This window comes from Stenotrophomonas sp. GbtcB23 (assembly GCF_019091045.1).
In the GTDB taxonomy this organism is placed as follows: Bacteria; Pseudomonadota; Gammaproteobacteria; order Xanthomonadales; family Xanthomonadaceae; genus Stenotrophomonas; species Stenotrophomonas rhizophila_A.
In genome coordinates, this window is the sequence record NZ_JAGXKC010000016.1 from 59,898 (window position 1) to 83,330 (window position 23,433).

General features: G+C 67.9%; 11 protein-coding genes and 1 pseudogene. 7 read left to right on the forward strand and 5 right to left on the reverse strand.

Features of this window, described 5'->3' with window-relative positions; genetic code table 11:
- The first annotated feature begins 18 nt into the window (after positions 1-18).
- The 4 genes from KVS69_RS08910 to KVS69_RS08925 all read left to right on the forward strand — a co-directional run bounded on the left by KVS69_RS08910 (position 19) and on the right by KVS69_RS08925 (position 16,316).
- Complete coding sequence (locus KVS69_RS08910) at positions 19-10,467, forward strand: Ig-like domain-containing protein (protein WP_217537804.1); 10,449 nt, start codon at positions 19-21, stop codon at positions 10,465-10,467.
- A 10-nt stretch (positions 10,468-10,477) separates the two neighbouring features.
- The gene (locus KVS69_RS08915) at positions 10,478-14,092 is read left to right on the forward strand and encodes a hypothetical protein (protein WP_217537805.1); all 3,615 of its coding nucleotides are present in this window, start codon (positions 10,478-10,480) and stop codon (positions 14,090-14,092) included.
- A gap of 305 nt (positions 14,093-14,397) precedes the next feature.
- Complete coding sequence (rpoH, locus tag KVS69_RS08920; protein WP_068854233.1) at positions 14,398-15,273, forward strand: RNA polymerase sigma factor RpoH; 876 nt, start codon at positions 14,398-14,400, stop codon at positions 15,271-15,273.
- 80 nt (positions 15,274-15,353) lie between these two features.
- Positions 15,354-16,316 carry a hypothetical protein gene (locus KVS69_RS08925; protein ID WP_217537806.1) on the forward strand — a complete coding sequence of 321 codons (963 nt, stop codon included), beginning with the start codon at positions 15,354-15,356 and terminating at the stop codon, positions 16,314-16,316.
- 140 nt (positions 16,317-16,456) lie between these two features.
- On the opposite strand, the gene purD is transcribed toward KVS69_RS08925, so the two are convergent.
- The 5 genes from purD to prmA form a co-directional block, all read right to left on the reverse strand.
- The gene (gene purD / locus KVS69_RS08930; RefSeq protein ID WP_217537807.1) at positions 16,457-17,743 is read right to left on the reverse strand and encodes a phosphoribosylamine--glycine ligase; all 1,287 of its coding nucleotides are present in this window, start codon (positions 17,741-17,743) and stop codon (positions 16,457-16,459) included.
- Positions 17,744-17,807: 64 nt separating this feature from the next.
- Positions 17,808-19,391, reverse strand: coding sequence for a bifunctional phosphoribosylaminoimidazolecarboxamide formyltransferase/IMP cyclohydrolase (gene purH / locus KVS69_RS08935; RefSeq protein WP_217537808.1), 1,584 nt, complete (start codon positions 19,389-19,391; stop codon positions 17,808-17,810).
- Between the two features lie 64 nt (positions 19,392-19,455).
- Positions 19,456-19,731 (reverse strand): DNA-binding transcriptional regulator Fis, encoded by a 276-nt coding sequence (gene fis, locus KVS69_RS08940; protein WP_068854228.1) that lies wholly within the window; start codon positions 19,729-19,731, stop codon positions 19,456-19,458.
- 112 nt (positions 19,732-19,843) lie between these two features.
- The gene (locus tag KVS69_RS08945; protein WP_217537809.1) at positions 19,844-20,584 is read right to left on the reverse strand and encodes a DUF3426 domain-containing protein; all 741 of its coding nucleotides are present in this window, start codon (positions 20,582-20,584) and stop codon (positions 19,844-19,846) included.
- Positions 20,585-20,592: 8 nt separating this feature from the next.
- The gene (gene prmA / locus KVS69_RS08950) at positions 20,593-21,513 is read right to left on the reverse strand and encodes a 50S ribosomal protein L11 methyltransferase (RefSeq protein ID WP_217537810.1); all 921 of its coding nucleotides are present in this window, start codon (positions 21,511-21,513) and stop codon (positions 20,593-20,595) included.
- A 171-nt stretch (positions 21,514-21,684) separates the two neighbouring features.
- On the opposite strand from prmA, the gene KVS69_RS08955 reads away from it, so the two are divergent.
- The 3 genes and pseudogenes from KVS69_RS08955 to KVS69_RS08965 all read left to right on the forward strand — a co-directional run.
- On the forward strand, positions 21,685-22,644 hold the full coding sequence (locus tag KVS69_RS08955; protein WP_068854225.1) for a hypothetical protein: 960 nt from the start codon (positions 21,685-21,687) through the stop codon (positions 22,642-22,644).
- Complete coding sequence (locus KVS69_RS08960) at positions 22,641-23,012, forward strand: hypothetical protein (RefSeq protein WP_068854224.1); 372 nt, start codon at positions 22,641-22,643, stop codon at positions 23,010-23,012. The genes KVS69_RS08955 and KVS69_RS08960 overlap by 4 nt, the downstream gene beginning before the upstream one ends.
- Positions 23,012-23,433 (forward strand): annotated as a pseudogene (locus KVS69_RS08965) (lysophospholipase); the annotation flags it as partial. The gene KVS69_RS08960 and the pseudogene KVS69_RS08965, both read left to right, overlap by 1 nt.

Genomic DNA, 23,433 nt, shown 5'->3' on the forward strand with positions numbered 1-23,433 from the left:
GCTTTCGAGGATTCCTGCATGTCGACCGCCAGCGCCCGACGCTTCCTTTCCCAGCTCGCTGAAAGCTGCCTGCGCGCCCGCGCGCTGCCGCTGGCCGGCATCCTGCTGACGACCCTGGCCGCGAGCGGTGCGCAGGCGCAGGCCTACCGCAATCCGCTGGTGAACACCGCCACGGTCGCCGCACCGGCCGACATCTCCGATCCCACCCCGGGCAACAACACCAGCAGCGACAGCAACACGCTGGCCGCCAGCGCGCAGCTGAGCGTGATCAAGACCATCACCACGCCCACGCCGGTCGCCGCCGGCGGCGCGGTGCAGTACCGCATCGAGCTGCGCAACCAGGGGCCGTCGCAGGCGGTGGGGGCCACGCTGGTCGACAGCGTGCCGGCGCAGCTGACCGCAGTGAGCTGGACCTGCGCGGTGGTCTCGCCCAGCACGCAGTGTGCGGCGGCATCGGGCACCGGCAGCGTCAACATCGGCGTCAACGTCGGCGTCGGTGAAGTCCTGGTGGTGCTGGTCAACGGCACCGCGCCGACCACAACGCCGGCCACCATCGCCGCCAACGTGGCCACCATCACCCCGCCGCTGGGCACCACCGACCCGACCCCGGGCGACAACACCGCCACCACCCCCACCATTCCCGTGCAGGCCGCAGCGCTGCTTGCCAACGACGACGACTTCCGCGCCGCGCCGTTGCCGCCGGGTGCCGGTGGCACCACCGCCAGCGTGTTGACCAACGACACCCTCAACGGCGTCCCGGTCGTGGCCGCCAACATGGTGCTGTCGCTGACCAGTGCGCCGTCGGGTTACAGCATTGCCGCCGATGGCACCGTCAACGTGCCGGCCACCGCCGCCGCCGGCCCGGTGACCTTGACCTACCAGCTGTGCGAACAGGCATCGCCGGCCAACTGCGATACCGCCAACGTGCTGCTGGTGGTCGGGCCCAATGCCGTGGACGACAGCTACGCCGTGCAGGCTGGCGCGCAGCTGGTCGCCAACGTGCGCGACAACGACAACTACGTGGTCGACTCCACCTTCACCCAGACCGGCACCGCGCCTACCCAGGGTACCCTGCAGCTGCTCGGCGATGGCAGCTTCACCTACACCGCCAATGCAGGCGCGACCGGCACCGACACCTTCAGCTACCAGTTGTGCCTGCCCGCGCCCAATGGCGCCGCGTGCGATACCGCCACGGTCACGCTGAACATCAACGCCAGCGTCATCGACGCGGTGGCCGATGACTTCACCGCAACCCCGGTGCCGGCACAGAGCGGCGGCACGCTGGCCACCAGCGTGCTGGCCAACGACACCTTCGACGGCAATCCGGTCGTCGCGGCCAATCTGACCACTACGCTGATCACCGCTCCGGCCGGCTACGTGATGGACGCCGGCGGCTTCATCACCGTGCCTGCAGGCACCGCTGCCGGCGCGGTGACCCTGGCCTACCGCATCTGCCTCACCAGCGCGCCGACCCTCTGCGATACCGCCAACGTGCAGCTGGTGGTCGGGCCCGATGCGGTGGACGATGCCGTGACCACACCCGGGGCAGGGCAACCGGCGCTGGGTAACGTGGGCACCAACGACATTGCCGCGCCCGGCGCAGCCTTCTCGCTGGTCACCCCGGCCACCCAGGGCACTGCCGTCATCGGCGGCGATGGCGCCTTCACCTACACCCCCAACGCGGGCGCTGCCGGTACCGACACCTTCAGCTACCAGGTCTGCCTGCCTGCACCGAATGGCACTGTCTGCGATACCGCGATCGTTACCGTGACGCTCGGCGCGAACGCGCTGCTGGCCAACGACGACACCTTCGCCACCGCCATCCCGGGCGCCGGCGGCACCACGCCCAGCGTGCTGGGCAATGACACCCTCAATGGCAGCGCCGTGGTGCCGGGGACGGTGACCGCGACCCTGCTGTCGACCACGCCGGGATACACCCTGGACCCGACCAGCGGCACCATCGCCGTCGCCGCCAACATTCCGTCGGGCCTGGTCACGCTCAGCTACCGGCTCTGCGAAGTCGCCGTGCCGGCCAACTGCGACGACGCCGACGTCCAGCTGCTGGTCGCGCCTACTGCGCTGGCCGATACCTTCAACGTGCAGGCCGGGCAGTCGGTGAACGGTTCGATCGCGACCAATGACAACGCACCGGTCGGTTCGGAGTATTTCGCCATTACCGCGCCCACGCTGGGCACCATCGATCTTGCCGGCAACGGCACGCTCACCTACACCGCCAACCCGGGAACCAGCGGCACCGACACCTTCGACTACCGCGTCTGCCTGCCGGCGCCGAACGGTGGCACCTGCGCGACGGCCACGGTGAGCGTGATCATCGCGGCCAACACGATCGACGCGGTTGACGATGTGTTCACCGCCCCGGTGATTTCGCCGGTCACCGGCGGGAGCACCGCCAGCGTGCTGGGCAACGACACCTTCAATGCCGCCCCGGTCACCGCCGCCCCGGTCACCGCCGCCCAGGTCACCCTGAGCCTGGTCAACGCGCCGCCATCGGGCTTCACCATCACCAGCGCCGGGGTCATCAACGTGCCCGCCGGTGCCGCCGCCGGTGCAGTCAGCCTCACCTACGAGCTGTGCGAAGCCGGCGCGGGCAGCAACTGCGATACCGCACAGGTGGCCCTGCTGATCGCCCCGGCGGCTGCCGACGACACCTACACCACGCCGGCCGGGCAACCGCTGGTGGGCGACGTCAGCATCAACGACAACGCACCGGCCGGCGCGGGCTATACCCTGCTCACGCCGCCCGCCGCAGGCACCTTCACCCTGCAGCCCAACGGCAGCTTCACTTACACGCCGGCTGCCGCCGGCCCGCAGACCGCGCAGTACCAGGTGTGCCTGCCTGCGCCGGACGCCACCACCTGCGCCACCGGCACGGTGAACATCACCGTGGTCGCCAACACCCTCGACGCGCTGGACGACAACTTCCGCGCACCGGTGTTCGCGCCGGGCGTGGGCGGCACCACGCCCAGCGTGCTGGGCAACGACACCTTCAACGGGGCCGCCGCCAATCCGCTGCAGGTCACGGTGAACCTGGTGGGCGCACCGGCCGGCTTCAGCATCGATGGTGCCGGTGTCATCACCGTGGCCGGGTTCGCCCCGGCTGGCGCCACCACGCTCAGCTATGCCCTGTGCGAACTCGGCTCCACGACCAACTGCGACACGGCCGACGTACAGGTGCTGATCGCGCCGGATGCGGCCGATGACACGGCCAGCGTCACCGGCACCCAGCCGGGCAGCTTCAACCTGGCCGCCAATGACAATGTGCCCGCCGGTGCCACCTTCACGGTGACCCAGCTGCCGACCAAGGGCGTTGCCGTGCTCGCGGTCGATGGCACCCTGCAGTACACCGCCAACGCCGGGCAGAGCGGCGCGGACACGCTCATCTACCAGGTGTGCCTGCCGGCACCGGACGGCGCCACCTGCGATACCGCACAGGTCGCGATCACCATTGCCGCGGGTGCCCTGGTGGCGGTCAACGACGACTACAGCGCCAGCCCGATCCCGCCCACCGGCGGCAGTACGCCCAGCGTGCTGCTCAACGACACCTTCAACGGCGTGGCCATCGTGCCGGGCACCACGCCGGTCACCGCCTCGCTCACCACGCTGGCCTCGGGCTACAGCATGGCCGCCAACGGTGTGATCTCCGTGGCCGCCGGCACGCTGCCGGGTTCCATCGCCCTGAACTACCAGGTCTGCGAAACCGCGCTGCCCAGCAACTGCGCCACGGCCACCGCCGTGGTGGTGATGAGCCCCGACGCGGTCAACGACGTGCTGCCGGCGGCCGCCGGCGCCACCACCGTGCTCAACGTGCTGGCCAACGATGTGGCGCCGCTTACCCCGGTGCTCAGCGTGACCACCGCCCCGACCCGCGGCAACGTGGTCGTCAACGGCGACGGCACGCTCAGCTACACGCCCACGGGTGCGTTTGTCGGACCCGATGCCTTCACCTACCAGCTGTGCCTGCCGGCCCCGCATGGCAGCGTGTGCGATACCGCCACGGTGGCGCTCACGGTGACGGCGACGACGGTCACCGCGACAAACGACGACTTCACCGCGTCGCCGATCCCGCCGGCGGCGGGCGGCAGTACCGCCAGCGTGCTGCTCAACGATACGTTCAATGGCGCGCCGATCGTGCCGGGCACCACCCCGGTGACCGCCACGCTGATCAGTCCGGTTACCGGCTACACGATGGCCGCCAACGGCGTGGTCAGCGTGGCGCCAGGCACCACGCCTGCCGCGGTGACCCTGAGCTACCAGGTGTGCGAGACCGCGCTGCCGACCAACTGCGCAGCCGCCACCGCGCTCGTTGCGGTCAGCCCGGACGCGACCGATGACACGCTGCCGGCTACCGCCGGCACCGCCAACGTGCTCAACGTGCTTGCCAACGACAGCGCACCGCTGAACCCGGTGGTCACCGTTGTCGGCGCGCCCGCGAACGGCACGGCGGTGGCCAACGGCGACGGCAGCATCACCTACACCCCGGCCGGCGCCTACACCGGTCCTGACAGCTTCACGTACCAGGTGTGCCTCCCGGCGCCGGGTGCCGGAGTGTGTGACACCGCCACGGTGTCGCTGACCGTGAGCGCCACCACGCTCACCGCGACCAACGATGACTTCACCGCCACGCCCATCGCGCCGGCGACCGGTGGCAGCACCACCAGCGTGCTGCTGAACGACACCTTCAACGGTGCACCGATCATTCCCGGTACCACGGCGGTGACCGCCTCGCTGTCTTCGCCGGTCACTGGCTACAGCATGGCGGCCAATGGCGTGATCACCGTGGCCGCCGGTACCACGCCGGCGGCGGTAACGCTGAATTACCAGGTCTGCGAGAACGCGGTGCCGACCAACTGCGCCGGTGCCACGGCCGTGGTGGCGGTCAGCCCGGACGCGGTCGACGACGCGCTGCCGGCCACTGCCGGCGCCACCACCGTGCTCAACGTGCTGGCCAACGACACCGGCCCGCTTGCACCGACCGTGACCGTGGCTGCCGCGCCGACCAACGGCACGGCGCTCGTCAACGGCGACGGCACCGTCAGCTATACGCCCACGGCCGGCTTCACCGGCGCGGACAGCTTCACCTACCAGGTCTGCCTGCCCGCGCCGGCAGCCGGTGTCTGCGACACCGCCACGGTCGCCGTGACCGTGGGGGTGACCTCGCTCACCGCTGCGGCCGATGACTTCACCGCCACGCCGATCGCCCCGGCAGCCGGTGGCAGCACCGCCAGCGTGCTGCTCAACGACACGTTCAATGGTGCACCCATCGTGCCGGGCACCACCCCGGTGACCGCCACCCTGCTGACCGTGGAAACCGGCTACAGCATGGCCGCCGACGGCGTGATCAGCGTGGCCCCGGGCACCACGCCTGCCGCGGTCACCCTGAACTACCAGGTCTGCGAGACCGCCGTCCCGACCAACTGCGCCGCGGCTGCCGCCGTGGTGGCGGTCAGCCCGGACGCGGTGGACGACACCCTGCCGGCCACGGCGGGTACCGCCACCGTGCTCAATGTCGGCGCCAATGACACCCTGCCGGCCAACCCGTCGATCACGATCGCGGTTGCGCCCGCCAACGGCGTCGCGGTGGTCAATGGCGACGGCACCATCACCTATACGCCCACCGCCGGCTTCACCGGCGCGGACAGCTTCACCTACCAGGTGTGCCTGCCTGCCCCGGGGGCGTCCGTCTGCGACACCGCTGCAGTGGCGGTCACTGTCAGCCTGACCGGCCTTGCCGCGGTCAACGACGACTTCACCAGCGCGCCCATCGCGCCGGCGACCGGCGGCAGTACCGTCAGCGTGCTGCTCAACGACACCTTCAACGGTGCGCCGATCGTGCCGGGTACCACCCCGGTGACCGCCACCCTGCTCACCGTCGAGCCCGGTTACAGCATGGCCGCCGACGGTGTCGTCACCGTTGCGGCCGGCACCACGCCCGCCGCGGTGACGCTGAACTACCAGGTGTGCGAGAACGCGGTGCCGACCAACTGCGCCGGCGCCACCGTGGTGGTCGCGGTCAGCCCCGATGCGGTGGCCGATGCACTGCCGGCCACCGCCGGCACCACCACCGTGCTCAACGTCCTGGCCAACGATGCGGCGCCGCTGAACCCGGTGGTCACCCTCCCGGTCGCACCGAGCAACGGCATCGCCGTGGTCAATGGCGACGGCACCATCAGCTACACCCCGACCGCCGGCTACACCGGCCCGGACAGCTTCACCTACCAGCTGTGCCTGCCCGCACCGGGCGGCAGTGTCTGCGATACCGCCACGGTGACCCTCACTGTCAGCGCGACCACGCTCACCGCGGTGGCCGATGACTTCACCGCGGCACCGATCGCACCGGCGACCGGCGGCAGCACCGCCAGCGTGCTGCTCAACGACACCTTCAACGGCGCTGCCATCGTGCCCGGGACTACTCCGGTCGCGGCATCGCTGGTGACCCCGGTGACCGGGTACAGCATGGCCACCAACGGTGTGGTCAGCGTGGCCCCCGGCACCACGCCGGCGGCGGTGACGCTCAGCTACCAGGTGTGCGAAGTGGCCGTGCCGACCAACTGCGCGCAGTCCACCGCCGTGGTCGCGGTCAGCCCGGTCGTGGTTGATGACACGCTGACTGCAGCGGCGGGTACCACCACGGTGCTCAACGTCATCGCCAACGACACCCTGCCGGTCAATCCGACAATTACCGTATCGGCCGGCCCGGCCAACGGCACCGTCATCGTCAACGGCGACGGCACCATCAGCTACACGCCCAACCCCGGCTACACCGGCCCGGACAGCTTCACCTACCAGGCCTGCCTGCCCGCCCCGGGTGCCGGTGTGTGCGACAGCGCGACGGTCTCGATCACCGTCGCTGTCACCACGGTCACCGCCGTGGCCGATGACTTCAGCAGCACCCCGATCGCACCGGCTGCCGGTGGCAGCACGCCCAGCGTGCTGCTCAACGACACCTTCAATGGCACCCCGATCGTGCCCGGCACGACCCCGGTGACCGCGTCGTTGCTGGGCCCCGTGCCGGGCTACAGCATGGCCGCCAACGGTGTCGTCGCCGTTGCGGCCGGCACCACGCCCGCTGCAGTCACGCTGACCTACCAGGTCTGCGAGACCGCCGTGCCGACCAACTGTGCACAGTCCACCGCGCTGGTGGCGGTCAGCCCGGCCGCTGCGGACGACACGCTGTCGGCCACGGCGGGCGCCACCACGGTGCTTGCAGTGACCGCCAACGACACGCTGCCGCTCAACCCGACGATCACCGTCCCGGTCGCGCCGGCCAACGGCACCGCCGTGGTCAATCCCGATGGCAGCATCAGCTACACGCCAACCGCAGGCTTCACCGGCGCGGACAGCTTCACCTACCAGGTGTGCCTGCCCGCACCGAATGGCAGCGTGTGCGATACCGCGTCGGTAAGCCTGACGGTGACGGCCAGCGCGCTGGTCGCGCAGGCCGATGACTTCAGCGGCGCGCCGGTTGCGCCGACCGGTGGCACTACCGCCAGCGTGCTGCTCAACGACACCTTCAACGGCGCCCCGATCGTTCCGGGAACCACGCCGGTGACCGCCTCGCTGGTCGGCGCGGTGCCGGGCTACAGCATGGCCGCCAACGGCGTGGTGACCGTGGCACCGGGCACTTTGCCGGCAGCGACCACGCTCACCTACCAGGTGTGCGAGAACGCACAGCCGGGCAACTGCGCCCAGGCCACCGCGCTGGTCGCGGTGCGCCCGGATGCGGCCGACGACGCGCTGCCCGCCGGGACCGGCACCACGGTACTGGCCGTGGCCGCCAACGACACCTTGCCGGTCGGCGCGGTGTTCACCGTGCCGGTGCCGCCGTCCAACGGCACCGCCGTGGTCAACGGCGACAACACCATCAGCTACACCCCCAACGCGGGCTTCACCGGTACCGACACCTTCACCTACCAGGTGTGCCTGCCCGCGCCCAACCTCAACGTGTGCGACACCGCTACGGTCAGCGTGACGGTCACCGCGGCGCTGCTCGATGCGGTGGACGACACTGCCAGCAACGTGCCGGCGACCGGGGCGCTCGGCGTGCTCAACGTGTTCGCCAACGACACCTTCAACAGCGCCGCGCTCGATCCGGCCACGGTGCTGCTGACCCCGAACAACACCACGGCGCTGACCATCCAGCCCAACGGCAGCCTGGACGTGGCGGCCGGTACCCCGGGTGTCACCTACACCACCACCTACCGCCTCTGCCTGGTGGCACAGCCGGCGGTGTGCGACATCGGCACGGTGTCCGTCACCCTGGCCACCACGCCGGGCCTGCTCGACGCGGTGGACGACACGGTGGCCAATGTGCCGGCCGCCGGCGCCAACGGCGTGGCCAACGTGTTGACCAACGACACCTACAACAGTGCCGCGCTGGACCCGGCCAGCGTGGTGCTGACCCCGGTCAACACCGCCGCCATCACCATCCAGCCCAACGGCAGTGTCAACGTCGCGGCGGGAACGCCCGGCACCACCTACACCACCACCTACCAGATATGCCTGGTGGCCCAGCCGGCGGTGTGCGATATCGGCACGGTGTCGGTCACCCTGGCCAGCGCGGGTGTCCTGGTGGCCAACGACGACAGCGTGCCCGGCGTGCCCCCGGGCGGCGCCACCGGCGTGACCAACGTGCTGACCAACGACACGTTGAACGGCACGCCCGTGGACCCGACCACGGTGGTGCTGACCCCGACCAACACCCCGGCGCTGACCATCCAGCCCGACGGCAGCGTCGACGTCACTGCCGGTACGCCCGGGACGACCTACACCACCACCTACCAGATCTGCCTGGTGGCGCAGCCCACGGTATGCGCGGTGGGTACGGTGTCGGTCACCCTGGCGGCAGCGCCGAACAGCGTGCCGGTGGCCAACAACGACCAGGCCAGCACGCCTCAGGACACGGCGGTCGATGTGCCGGTGCTGGCCAACGACCTGGCCAATGGCGCGCCGGTCGATCCGGGCACGGTGGCGGTGACCATCACCACCGCGCCGACCATGGGCACGGCGGTGGTGCTGCCTGACGGCAGCGTGCGCTACACCCCGATGACCCACTTCAGCGGTGCCGACAGCTTCACCTACAGCCTCTGCAACCAAGCCTCGCCGGCGGTCTGCAGCAGTGCCACGGTCACCGTGCAGACCCAGGTCAATGACGTGGACGTGGTGGACGAGAACATCACCGTGCTCAGCGGGACCACCACCACCGTACCGCTGCTGGACAACCTCACCACCAGCGGCGCTCGCATCAACCCGGCATCGATGCGGCTGGGCCGGGCGGCGGGCAACGGACGCGCAACCTGCGGCAACGGCGAATGCATCTACACCGCCTTCGTCGGTTACAGCGGCCTGGACAACTTCAGCTACAACATCTGCGATGCCTCGATGCCGACCCCGGTGTGCGTGGAAGGCTGGGTCAACGTGGTGGTCACCGCCGATGCGGTGGTGCTGCGCCTGACCAAGCAGGCCACCCAGCGCAGCGTGAAGGTGGGTGACGTGGTGCGCTATGTGGTCACCGTGGAGAACATGGGCGACTTCGACGCGCTGGGCGTCACCCTGTTCGACACCCTGCCCAGTGGCTTCACCTTCATCCCGGGCGGGTTCGAGGCGCAGGACATCGACAATTCCGCACGTGCCAGCGGCGTGGCACCGCTGCGCATCGACGGCCTGGACATCCGCGCCGGTGGATCGGCCACGCTGGTGTACTACCTGCGGGTGGGGGCGGGCGTGGGGCTGGGTGTGCATACCAACCGCATCACCGCCAATGACGTGCTGGGCACCACCATCAGCAACGTGGCCTCTGCCGACGTGGAGGTGATCGGCGACCCGCTGCTGGACGAAAGCCTGGTGATCGGCAGCGTGTTCAACGATCGCAACGGCAACGGCGTGCAGGACGCAGGCGAACGTGGCATCCCCGGTGTCCGCGTGGCATCGGTGGAAGGCCTGGTGATCGAAACCGATGCGTACGGCCGCTATCACCTGGTCGGCATCAACGGTGGCCAGGCGCGCGGACGCAACTTCATCCTCAAGGTCGATCCGACCACGTTGCCGGCCGACGCACGCTTCACGACCCGCAATCCGCTGCTGCGCCGGATCACCCCGGGGTTGCCGGTGCGCTTCGACTTCGGCGTCGCATTGCCCGAAGGCAGGTTCAACGCCGGGCCACCGCAATCGGTGCTGGAAGTCGGGGAAGGGCTGTTCGTTCCCGGCCAGGCCACGCTGGGCGCCGCTGCCGAGACGGTGCTGGCGCATGCAGCACGCACGCTGGAGGCGCAGGGCGGGGGACAGGTCAACGTAGCCGCCGGGCAGGCCACGCCTGCACTGGCCGGGCAGCGCGCCGAGGTGCTGCGCAAGGCCCTGCTGCCACGGCTGCCTGCCGATATTGCCGCCCGTGTGCAGGTCCAGGTGCAGCCCGCTGCGCCGGCCCGCCCCGCCGACCGTGCGGACCGCTGAGGAGATGACCATGAACCGCAAGACCTCACTCAGCTCCCTGATGCTCCTGTTGGCGCTGTGGTCGCCGATGACCTACGCGCAGGCGCCGCAACCGCTGCCCGAAGTGCCGACTACCCTGTGCGGGGTGGACGGCTGCCGGCAAGGCAATGACCTGCTGCTGCAGGTGCGTCCGGCGGTGGATGCTCCCGCCGGTCCCGCAGAACCCGGTGCGGTGGTGCCGGCACCCAATGGTGCGTCGGCCACCGAGCTCCCCGATGGCGCCGTGGTCTGGGCCACCGAAGATCCGGCGCTGTCGGCGCCGGTGCTCAATGTGCAGACCGGCTCCATGGCCCCGTTCGAGAACGGCCGCCTGACCAAGCCGCTGCGCTTCCACGGCTACAACAACTACGCCTCGTTCATCGAGCGCCTCGAAGTGGTGATTTACCGCGGCAGCGACACCGACCTGGTTACGCCGCTGGCGCGCATCGAGATGCCGGTGGACTACGTCGGCAACACCGAGTGGGACGGACAGTTGCCGGAAAACCTCAACCTGCGCGTTGGCGATGACCTGCAGTACATCGCCCGGGCCTATGGCCGGGATGGTTCCTTCGATGAAACCAACGCGCAGCGCTTCCAGCTGGTACTGCCCACCGACTACGAACGCGGCACCCAGCTGGTGCGGGACAACGTACAGCGCACCCTCGGTCGCGTGCTCGATGGCGACGATGCGCAGGCCCAGCAGCTGAGCAATGCCATCTACGGGCAGAACGCGCTGCGCCAGCAGAACATCCCGATCTATGGCTCGCGGGTGCGGATCTACGGGCGTGGGTTGAGCCCCAATGCACGGGTGATGATCAACGGGCAGAGCTTCCCGGTGGACCTGGAGCAGAAGTTCGCCGCCGAGTTCCTGGAGCCGATCGGCGAGCACCGGTACACCGTGCAGGTGGAGGCCATGGACGCGCCGACGCTGACCCGCACGCTCGACGTGGAAGTGACCGGCAGCTACCGCTTCCTGGTGGCGCTGGCCGACGTGACCTTGTCGCGCAATACCGCCAGCGGCAACCTGGATCCGCTCGCCGCTGACCGCGACCAGGACGACAGCTTCCTCAGCGAAGGCCGGTTGGCGTTCTACCTGAAGAGCAAGCTGCGCGGGAAGTACCTGGTCACCGCGCAGGCCGACACCTACGACCGCGAGCTGAAGCGGCTGTTCGACGGCTTCCTGGATGCCGACGCCCGCGACGTGTTCCGCCGCCTCGATCCGGACCAGTACTACCCGGTATACGGTGACGACTCCACCACGTATCGCGACATCGACACGCAGGGCAAGCTGTACGTGCGCGTGGACTGGGACCAGAACCAGGCGCTGTGGGGCAACTTCGCCACTGGCTTCACCGGCACCGAGTACGGCCAGTACGTGCGTTCGCTGTACGGCGCGGCGGTGAGCTGGCGCTCGCGCGCGACCACCCCGCTGGGCGACCCGCGTTCGCTGCTCAAGGCCTTCGGTTCCGAGGCGCAGTCCGCGCTTGGCCACACCGAGTTCCTCGGCACCGGCGGCAGCCTCTACTACCTGCGTCACACCGACCTGCTGCCCGGCTCGGAGCAGGTGGTGCTGGAGGTGCGCGACCGTACCACCGGCCGCACCGAAGTGCGCACCAACCTGCAGCGCGGCGTGGACTACGAGATCAATGAAATCCAGGGCCGCCTGTTCCTGACCCGCGCGCTGTCGCAGATCACGCGCGAGAACGTGCGCACGCTGACCCGTGATACGCCACTGGATGGCTATGACCAGCTGCTGCTGGTGGACTACGAGTACATCCCGCTGGGCTTCAGCACCGACGACGTGAGCGCCGGGCTGCGCGGCAAGCAGTGGTTCGGCGACCACGTGGCGGTGGGCGGCACCTACGTCGACGAGAACCGCAGTGGCGACGACTACAGCCTGATGGGCGCCGACCTTACCCTTCAGGCTGGGCGCGGCACTTACCTGAAGCTGGAGCAGACCCGCACCGAGGCCACTGCCGCGCCGATCTTCTACTCCGACAACGGCGGCCTGAGCTTCATCCAGCGCAATCCGGTCAGCGGCGACCGCAAGGGCGACGCCCGCGCGGTGGAAGCGCGGGCCAACCTGCGTGAGCTGGGCTGGACAAAACAGGATTGGAGCATGGGCGCCTGGTGGCGCGACGTGGACGCCGGCTTCTCGGTCTCGCGCATGGACAGTGGGCTGGCGCTGGAGGAATACGGTGCCGAGTTCCTGGGCTACTTCACCGACAACCTGAGCCTGTACGGCCGGCACAGCCGCGCCGAGCGCGGTGAGGTGGCGGTGGAGCAGTCGCAGCTGACCATGGACTGGCGGCTGGGCAATGACGGTCAGCTCGGTGCCGAACTGCGGCGGGTACGCGAGGAGAACGCCGGTACAGACGTGGACGGCACCCTGGCGGCGCTGAGTTACCGGCAGCGCTTCGGTGCCAAGTGGGAGCTGTACGGGGTAGGGCAGCTGACCGTGGATGACGACAGCGGCGCCTACGAGAAGAACGACCTGGCCACGCTGGGCGCGCGCTACCTGTTCGGCGACCGCTCCAGCTTGGGCGCGGAAGTGAGCAGCGGCAGCCGCGGCGATGGCGCCAAGCTCGAGGGCGAGTACTGGATGACCCCCGAGCACAGCTTCTATGGCAACTACAGCTACAGCACCGACCGGACCACCACCGACCCGCTCTACGACACCGGGCTGCAGTCGGGCTGGACACTCGGCCAGCGCTGGCGCCTGAGCAACCAGGTCAACGTGTTCAACGAAAGCCAGTACCTGAAGGACCGCCGCGACGACAGCGCCGGGCTGGTGCATACCTTCGGCATGGACTTCTACCCCGCGCAGGGCTGGACGCTGGGCTTCAGCGTGATGGACGGCGAACTGGACGCGACGACCGGGCGCGTCGATCGCCGCGCCTACAGCGTCAGCGGTGGCCGCACCGATGCCGATACGCAGTGGACGAGCAAGCTCGAATACCGCCGCGACGAAGGCGCTGAAGATCGTCGGCAATGGGTGACCACCAACCGGCTGCTGTACAAGGTCAACGAGGACTGGCGCATCGCGCTGCGCGCCAACTACGCCGACACGGATGACAAGCGCAATCCGCTGGCCGATGCCAAGCTGGTGGAGTCCAACCTGGGCTTTGCCTGGCGTCCGCACGACAACACGCGCTGGGCGGCCTTCGGCAAGTACACGTATCTCTACGACGTGGCGTCGCTGGGCCAGGAAGGCGGCAACGTGTACGACCAGAAATCGCAGATCGTCTCGTTTGAAGGAGTGATGCAGCTCAGCGACCGTTGGGAGCTGGCCGGGAAGCTGGCCGGCCGCTGGGGCGATTACCGCACCGGGCGCGGCGAGGGCGCGTGGCTGGACAGCCGGGTCAACTTCTCCGCCTTGCAGTTGCGCTACCGGTTGTTCGCGCAGTGGGAGGCGATGGGCGAGTACCGCTGGCTGGACGTGCGCGAGGGCGGCGACAAGAAGGGCTGGCTGGTGGGCGTGGACCGCCAGGTGGGGCAGAACTTCAAGATTGGTGCGGGGTACAACTTCACCGAGTTCAGTGATGACCTGACCGAGTTGCGGTATGAAGCGAAGGGGTTCTTCCTGAATTTGTCCGGGTATTACTAGGCTTCGGAATTGTCTGGCCTGCCACCGTTCATCTCATTCGGACGCTTCGGCTGAATGCCTGGCAACGTTTTCATCCTGAATGGGCCGATCTTTGTGGGATTGTCCTGCCCAAAACGACGTGGCGGTGACGTTTGTCTCCGTATCATATTGATTTATATTGGAATTGCGTCGAAGGGCAGCCACTCGCAACTGTCACCATTTCGCGGTACGTTAGGGGCCTGATCTGCGTCAGCGTTTCACCTGCGGAACGCTGGAACTTTTTGAACTGTCAGCAGTCCAAATACAGGACTGATAAGATGACCCCTATGAGCCAGAACATGTCTACTGCCCTTGTGGCAAACAATCTTCCGATTCCCAGTGCGCTCGGTTCGCTGGACGCCTACATCGGCGCCGTGCACCAGATCCCGGTGTTGACGGTCGATGACGAGCAGGACCTGGCCCGCCGCTTCCGCGACGAGCAGGACCTGGACGCCGCGCGCGAGCTGGTCCATTCCCACCTGCGCTTCGTGGTGCACGTGGCCCGTGGCTACAACGGCTACGGCCTGCAGCTGGGCGACCTGATCCAGGAAGGCAACATCGGCCTGATGAAGGCCGTGAAGCGCTTCGACCCGGACATGGGCGTTCGCCTGGTGTCGTTCGCGGTGCACTGGATCCGTGCCGAAATGCACGAGTTCATCCTGAAGAACTGGCGCATCGTCAAGGTCGCCACGACCAAGGCGCAGCGCAAGCTGTTCTTCAACCTGCGCAAGTCCAAGACCCGCCTGGGCTGGTTGAACGCGGCGGAAGTCACTGCTGTCGCCAAGGACCTCAACGTGTCCGAACGCGAAGTGCTGGAAATGGAATCGCGCCTCTCGGGTCGCGACATCGGTTTCGATGCGCCCAGCGATGACGATAACGAGCATGCGCCGCCGTCGCCGGCTGCGTTCCTGGTCGCCAACGATGAAGATCCGTCGATGGCCTACGAGCGTGCCGACAGCGAAGACAACCAGCTGCAGCTGCTGCGCGAAGGCCTGGCCGAGCTCGACGCCCGCTCACGCGACATCATCCGTCGCCGCTGGCTGGATGCCGACAGCAAGGTCACCCTGCAGGAGCTGGCCGATGAATACGGTGTGTCCGCCGAACGCATCCGCCAGGTCGAAGCGAACGCGCTGAAGAAGATGAAGGCGCTGTTCACCGCGTAACGCGGCATCCAACGCTGTAGACAGAAAACCCGGCCTCGCCGGGTTTTTTGTTTTTGCCGGCAGCATGTCGACCAGCCGCCATGCTGATGGATTCTGGAAAGCGCGACGCCACCCATGGCAATTACGCTTCCTGCCCCCACGGCAAATGCGATATCGCGATGATTGGATCCACCGTACCCGGCGCAGGTGCTTCCGCTGCGCCGATTCCTCGAGAACAACTTCCGCAGAATGCGGCGCCGGCCTCGCCACCGATGGATGCCATCGCACTCTGCGGCCACGCCAGCTACGGCTCGATGGTAATCAATTGCCGCGGTCGCGAGGGCAGGACCCAGCTGCATGAAGCGGCTGAAGCGGGAGACACCGCCCGCGTCATGGAGCTGTTGCAGCGTGGTGCGGACGTATTCATGAGGGACGAGAACGGCGCTACTGCCCGCTGGTTGGCAGACGAGAACCAGCGGTCGGACGTGGTTGCCGCCATCGATGACTGGAAGTGCAGGCTGATGCGCCAGTTCATCGACGTCGCCGTCCTAGGCGACGCGGCGGCTGTACAGCACTTCTCCGACAACACCAGCATTTCCTACAGCGAGCGCGTGCAGGTGCTGACGGCCGCCGCTCAAGGCGGGGGCGTAGCGGCGGTGGAGCGCCTGCTTGAAACGTTTGCCTTCGCCGAGCAGGACCTCGACAGCCTCGTCCAAGCTGGCGTTGGCGGCAACAGCGTTGAGCAACTGCTGCTCGGGAAGATGCTCGTTGCCCGCGTCAATCACTGGACACCACGCCAGCTGCAAGCGTTTCTAGAGAGGTACCCGCACCTGGACGTGAATCGAACATGGAGCGGCAGTTCAGCCCTGCACCACGTTGTCAGGTACGGGGAGTTCCCCGAGGACCTTGGCAAGGTGCATGTATTGCTTGATGCTGGAGCAGTCCCAAGTGTGGTGGATGGCGACGGTTTCACGGCCGATGCACTGGCAAGCGTGAAGGGAATGAACGAAGTGGTGGCAGTACTCCTCAAGCAGGATCGCACCTCCAGCGCATCCGTCCGCTGAAGGCGCTTTTCACCACCTGATCCGTCAACGCACGCATCAAACAGAAAACCCGGCATCGCCGGGTTTTTTGTTGGGCCAAAGGCGTGCCCACCAACGGTGGGCACCTACCGGGGGTAGAGCCGACTGTTAGTCGGCTGCTCTTACGCCCTCTCGCGCGCGATAGCCCGCCAGCCAATGTCATTGCGGTGGAATTCGTTCTTCCACGTCACCTTCGCCACGCCCGCATACGCGTTGGCCTGCGCATCGCCCACGCTGTCGCCCAGCGCGGCCACGCACAACGCGCGGCCGCCAGCGCTGAGCACCTGGCCCTGCGCGTCCAGCGTGGTGCCGGCGTGGAACACTTTGGCCGTAGACGGCACCTGGTCCAGCCCGTGGATCACATCACCGGTGATCGGCGTTTCCGGATACGGCGCCGCCGCCATCACCACGCCCAGCGACGGACGCGGGTCCCACCGCGCTTCCACTTCATGCAGGCGTGCATCGATCGCCGCCTCCACCAGTTCCACCAGGTCCGACTGCAGGCGAAGCATTACCGGCTGGGTTTCCGGGTCGCCGAAGCGCACGTTGAATTCAATCACCTTCGGCGCGCCACTGGCATCGATCATCAGCCCGGCGTAAAGGAAGCCCGTGAACGGAATGCCATCGGCGATCATGCCCTGCACGGTGGGGTTCACCACCTCGCGCATCACCCGTGCGTGCACCTCCTCGGTAACCACCGGTGCGGGCGAATACGCGCCCATGCCGCCGGTGTTCGGGCCGGTATCGCCATCGCCCACGCGCTTGTGGTCCTGCGAGGTGGCCATCGGCAGCGCCGTGGTGCCATCGACCATCGAGATGAAGCTGGCTTCCTCGCCATCGAGGAATTCCTCGATCACCACGCGCGCGCCGGCATCGCCGAACGCATTGCCCGACAGCATGTCGCGCACCGCGTCTTCGGCCTCCTGCAGGGTCATCGCCACGATCACGCCCTTGCCCGCGGCCAGGCCATCGGCCTTGACCACGATCGGTGCGCCCTTGTCGCGGACGTAGGCCAGCGCAGCATCCACCTCGGTATGCACGGCATAGAACGCGGTGGGAATGTTGTGGCGGGCGAGGAAGTCCTTGGCGTAGGCCTTGCTTCCTTCCAGCTGCGCCGCTTTCGCTGTCGGCCCGAAGATGCGGTGGCCCGCAGCGCGGAAGCGGTCGACCACGCCGGCCACCAGCGGCACTTCCGGGCCGACCACGGTCAGCTCGACACCTTCCGCCTGCACAAGTGCCAGCAGCCCGTCCAGGTCCGTGACTTTCACCGGGACATTGCGGCAGCCAGCCTCGGTGGCGGTGCCCGCATTGCCCGGTGCAACCAGCACCTCGGTGACACGGGACGACTGGGCCAGCTTCCAGGCCAGGGCATGTTCACGGCCGCCGGAGCCGATGACGAGGATCTTCAAGGCTGTTCTCGCAACAAGGGGGGAAGAAAAAAGGGATCCGGCAGCAACCGGATCCCTGTGACAATCAATGGCGGAAGTGACGCACGCCGGTAAACACCATCGCCAGGCCGTGTTCGTCAGCCGCGGCAATCACTTCGGCGTCGCGCATCGAACCACCCGGCTGGATCACCGCCTTGATGCCGGCGGCGGCGGCGGCGTCGATGCCGTCGCGGAACGGGAAGAACGCGTCGGACGCCATCACCGAACCTTCGACCACCAGGTTCGCGTCGGCGGCCTTGATGCCGGCGATGCGCGCCGAATACACGCGGCTCATCTGGCCAGCGCCGACGCCGATGGTGCGGTTGTCCTTGGCGTAGACGATCGCGTTCGACTTCACGAACTTGGCCACGCTCCAGGCGAACAGCAGGTCGGTGAACTGCTTCTCGGTCGGGGCCAGCTTGCTGACCACGGTCAGTTCGTCACGGCGCATGCCACGGTTGTCCGCGCTCTGCACCAGCAGGCCCGAGCCAATGCGCTTGGTGTCGTAATTGTTGCGGCCTTCGCCGTGCGGAATGCGCAGCACGCGCACGTTCGCCTTTTTCTGCGCGTACTCCAGCGCAGCCGGTTCGTAATCCGGAGCGATCAGCACTTCCACGAACTGGCGGTCCAGGATGACCTTGGCGGTGGCGGCGTCGAGCGGCTTGTTGAAGGCGATGATGCCGCCGAAGGCGCTGGTCGGGTCAGTGGCGTACGCCAATTCGTAGGCATCGCCGTTGCCGGCGCCCACGGCCACGCCACACGGGTTGGCATGCTTGACGATCACACAGGCCGGCGCATCGAACTGGCGCACGCATTCCCATGCGGCATCGGCATCGGCCAGGTTGTTGTAGCTCAGTTCCTTGCCCTGCAGCTGCTGGAACGTGGCCAGCGTGCCGGCCACCGGCGACAGGTCGCGGTAGAACGCGCCGGCCTGGTGCGGGTTCTCGCCGTAGCGCAGGTCCATGACCTTCACGAAGCTGGAATTCATCTGCGCCGGGAACTCGGTCCGCATCGGCACGGCCGCATCGGTGGCGGTTAGCGCCGACAGGTAGTTGCTGATCGCCGCGTCGTACTGCGCCACGCGGTTGAACGCGGCCACCGACAGCGCGAAGCGCTTGGCGGCCGACAGCCTGCCATCATTGGCATCCAGCTCGGCGAGCAATTCGGCGTACTGCGACGGATCGGTGGCCACTGCAACACGGGCGAAGTTCTTCGCCGCCGATCGCAACATGGCCGGGCCGCCGATGTCGATGTTTTCCACCGCATCGGCCAGCGTGCAGTCCGCGTTGGCGGTGACGCGCTCGAACGGGTACAGGTTCAGCACCAGCAGGTCGATCGCCGCGATGCCATGTTCGGCCATCACCGCCTCATCCTGGCCGGCACGGCCAAGCAGGCCGCCGTGCACCAGCGGGTGCAGGGTCTTGACCCGGCCATCCATCATTTCCGGGAAGCCGGTGACGTCGGCCACGTCCTTGACCGGCAGGCCGGCGTCGCGGATTGCCTTGGCGGTACCGCCAGTGGAAAGCAGCTCGACGTTGCGCGCGGCGAGGGCGCGGGCCAGGTCGATCAGACCGGTCTTGTCGGAAACGGAAAGCAGGGCCCGGCGCACGGGCAGCAGATCGGAACTCATGGGGGCAGGAGATCGAAGCGGAGCGGGCCCATATTGTAGGCCGTCCCGCACCCCCACCGGGGCCTCAGGTGGCGATGCCGTACTCTTTCAGCTTCTTGCGCAGGGTGGCACGGTGGATGCCCAGCATCGACGCCGCGCGGCTCTGGTTGCCTTCGCAGTGGTTGAGCACTTCCACGAACAGCGGGATTTCCATTTCACGCAGGACGATCTCGTACACGTCATCCGCATCGCAGCCGTCCAGGTCGCGCAGGTAACGCCGGACCGACTGGGCCACGTGTTCGCGCAGCGGCGGCTTCGGCGCGCCACGACTATTGTCAGGACGAGAAAGGACAGCGTTCAAGAAGGATCCCGGTGCGAAGCCAGGGCGGACCACAACCCTGGCGGAGAATTTGGAGGGGGCCAGTCTAGCGCGTGCGTGGCCGTGCCGCCACGCTCGTTGGCAGGACGCCGGGTTACAGGAACTCAAAGGTGAATGCGACGGTGGACGCCGCCGGTTCGCGCACCCGGAACGCGATCTGCGCGCTCTGGCCCGGTTCCAGTACGGAAGCGGCATCGGCCGTAGGGTCCAGGTAGTCGTGCGGCGCGAACACGCGGGTACCGATCACGCGGCCATCGGCGTCGGACAGCGACAGCCGCAGCGACGGCCAGGCTTGTGCCCAGCGGGCATCGTTGCGGAAACTGGCCTGCACCTGCAGCGCGCCGGGCTGGCCGGGCACCGGCCGCACATCGCGGCTGATCATGCTGAAGGCGGCCGGTTCCTGCCAGGCCGGCAGGCTGCAGCGCAGCACGCTGCACAGCCCGGCAATCCACGGCCTGCTTCCAGCATCGGCGGCCAGTCGCGCGCGGTCGGCGACGGCGATCTGCAGCGACAGCAGCACGACCAGGCCACCGACCAGCGCCCACTGCCAACGCGGCGTGGGTGCTGCACGTTCGGGGGCGCGCATGAAACTGGGGGCGTGCGTGGCAGCACCGTTGGGCGCGATGGGCTCGGCCACCGCGACCGGAGCGGGGTCGATGTCCGCTTCGGTCTGCTCGATGTCCTCCACATACGCCTCGGCAACAACGGGATTGTCCTCGTTGTTGTCCGCCTCGCTGTCCGGGGCGACCGCGTCGACCGCCTCGGGCGTGGGTTCAGCGGACGCACGCAGGAACGTGGCCAGGGGACGTCGCGGTGGCGGAGTCGGTTCGCTCATCGGGTCATTCAAGCACGGCGCACGCCGGTGATGCGCATCCAGTCGTCGTCGCGCGCCACTTCAAGCTGCTCGAACCAGGGCGCATACCGCACCAGCAGTTCGTCTTCCTGCCCATGCAGGATGCCCGACAGCGCAATGCGGCCGCCTGGTGCCACGCGTGCGGCCAGCACATCGGCCAGCGCATCCAGCGCGGAGGCCAGGATATTGGCCACCACCACCGGATAGGTGGCCTGCGGTTCGTCGGCCGGCAGGTAGACCTGCATGCGGTCCTGCAGCGCGTTGCGCTCGGCGTTGTCGCCCGTGGCGAGTACCGCCTGCGGATCGTTGTCCACGCCCACGGCCCTGGCCGCGCCGAGCTTGAGCGCAGCCAGCGCCAGGATGCCCGAGCCGCAACCGAAATCCAGTACCGTCTGCCCGGCCAACGCGCCTTCGGCGGCCAGCCCGTCCAGCCAGCGCAGGCACAGCGCGGTGGTGGGGTGGGTGCCCGAACCGAACGCCAGGCCCGGGTCCAGCCTTACCACGGCAGCATCAGCGGCTTGCGCAGCCTCGGGCAGTTCGTGGTTCCACGGCACGATCCAGGTGCGGTCGCCGAAGGCCATCGGCTGGAACTGGTCCAGCCAAGCGCGTTCCCAATCCTCGTCCTGCACGGCGCGGAAGCTGACATCGCTCCATTCCAGGCCAGGGTCGAACGCCTCCAGCGCGGCCAGCAGCGCCAGGGCATTGGAATCGGCGGGGAACAGGGCGCTCAGCACCAGGTCATTCCACAACGGGGTTTCGCCCACGCCAGGTTCCAGGATGGCGCGCTCGTTGCTGGTGTCGGCATCGGCGTCGAGCAGGGTCACCGCCAGCGCGCCCACGTCGTCCAGCGCATTCTCATAGCGCGGCTGGGTGGCTTCGGTGCAGTGGAGGGTGAGTTCCAGGAACGGCATGGGCAATAAGGACCTGCGGAAAACGGTGAATGCTAGACGATTGCGGACGGTCGCGGCGACGTCCGTCTCAGACGGCGGTGAGAAGCGACGCGACGGCCTGTTCAGACAACAGGGTACGCCATTGCTAAACTCCGCATCCTGCTGTCTGTCTCCTTTGAACCGGTTCGCTGAATGGCCCTCGCGCCCACGCTCAAAACCTGGCTGCTGGTGGTACCGGCCCTGGCGTTGCTGGGGGTGGTGGGCTACCGCGCGGGCGGCCGTGCGCTGCAGGCCGACCACGCGTCGGCTGCGGTGAGTGAGCTGCAGGTCGGCACGGGGTCGGCTGCGCCGCTGCAGGCCCAGCAGTTGGCGCGCCAGTTGCTGGCCAGCGAGCGCAGCACGGCGGTGCCGTCGGGATTGCCGCTGGACATCCGCGCCGATATCGAGGGCGACACCGACCTGTTCGCCTACGCCCAGCGCCTGCGCCTGCAGGCGGCCAACGGCAATGCCGAGGCAGGCTGGATGGTCAGCCGCGTGTATGACTACTGCGCGATCTATGCGATGGACCCGGGCGGTTACCAGCTCGACAACAACGTGCTTACCGGGCTGGGCATGAACGCATCTTCGCCGATGGTGCAGGCACGCGAGCGTGTAGCGCGCCGTTGCGCGGGATTCGTCTCCAGCGACGGCCTTGGCCGCTCGTTGATTGTCACCCAGCGCGTGCTGGCTGCGCGCGCAGGCAACCTGGCGGCCGAGGCGGCGCTGTTTGCCGATGGCCAGCCATTGAAAGACACCCCCGAGTACCGCCGTGGCCTGGTGGAGCGGGTGATGGATTCGCGTGATCCAGAAGCGTACATGGCCATTTCCACCGCCATGGGCCAGCGCGCCAGTGGCGACGGCGCCCTGCAGGGCCTGGTGGCCGGCGACCAGTTCAGTGAACTGGCCTGGCGCCTGGCGGCGTGCGAGCTGGGCATGGCCTGCGGGCCGGACAGTGTATTGATGAACAATTTCTGCGCGAACGGAGGGATCTGTTCGCAGGACGGTGGGCAGGACTTCGCCACTTTTGTGTATGACGCTGCGGTTTCGCGGCAAGGTGCGGGGAAAATGAAAACGTTGGTTGAGCAGTTGATCAAGCGGAGTGACCGGTCATGAATTACCGTCGATTCCTGCATGGTGCCAAGTTCTGGTTCTGGGTGGCATTGTTCGTGGCCTACTCGGCCGGTGCCGTGGGCCTGGTCATGATCGACACCTACGATGACCGCTACCGGAAGTTGTCGAAGGTGACCCTGACCTCGGTGAAGGCACACGAAGACGTGCGCCGCGCCGGTGCCAGCCAGGTGGCTGCGGTGTACCGCGCGCAGAGCGGCATGCCCTTCGCTTCGTTGCCGGCGGGCAGTACGTTCCAGGTGGTCTGGCCGGACGGCTCGACCGAAACCATGGTGATCGTCGACCCGACGTCGTCGCTGGGCGTGGCGCCGGTCAAGGACACCCAGATCACGGCCGCCGACGCCAGCCGCTGATGCAGTTGCCTGGCACGCTGTCGCCGGGCCCGCCACATCTGGTGATACTGCCGGGGTTGGATGCTACCGGCACGCAGCACGCGGCGTTCTGCGCCGCCCTGCACGCACAGGGTATTGCCACCACCGTCATTGCCTATCCGGTTGACCGTGCGCTCGATTACATCGAGCTCGACGCGTTCGTGCGGCAGGCGCTGCCCACTACCACCCCATACGTGCTGCTGGGTGAGTCGTTCTCCGGACCGTTGGCGCTGGCCATCGCCGCGCACCCGCCGCCGCTGCTGCGCGGATTGATTCTCTCCACCACCTTCGCGCGGTCGCCGTGGCGTTCACTACGCGCGATGCAGTCGCTGGTATACCGCGCACCGGTACGGTTGCTGCCGATGCCGTTGCTGTCCTGGTGGCTGCTTGGGCGCTGGAGCAC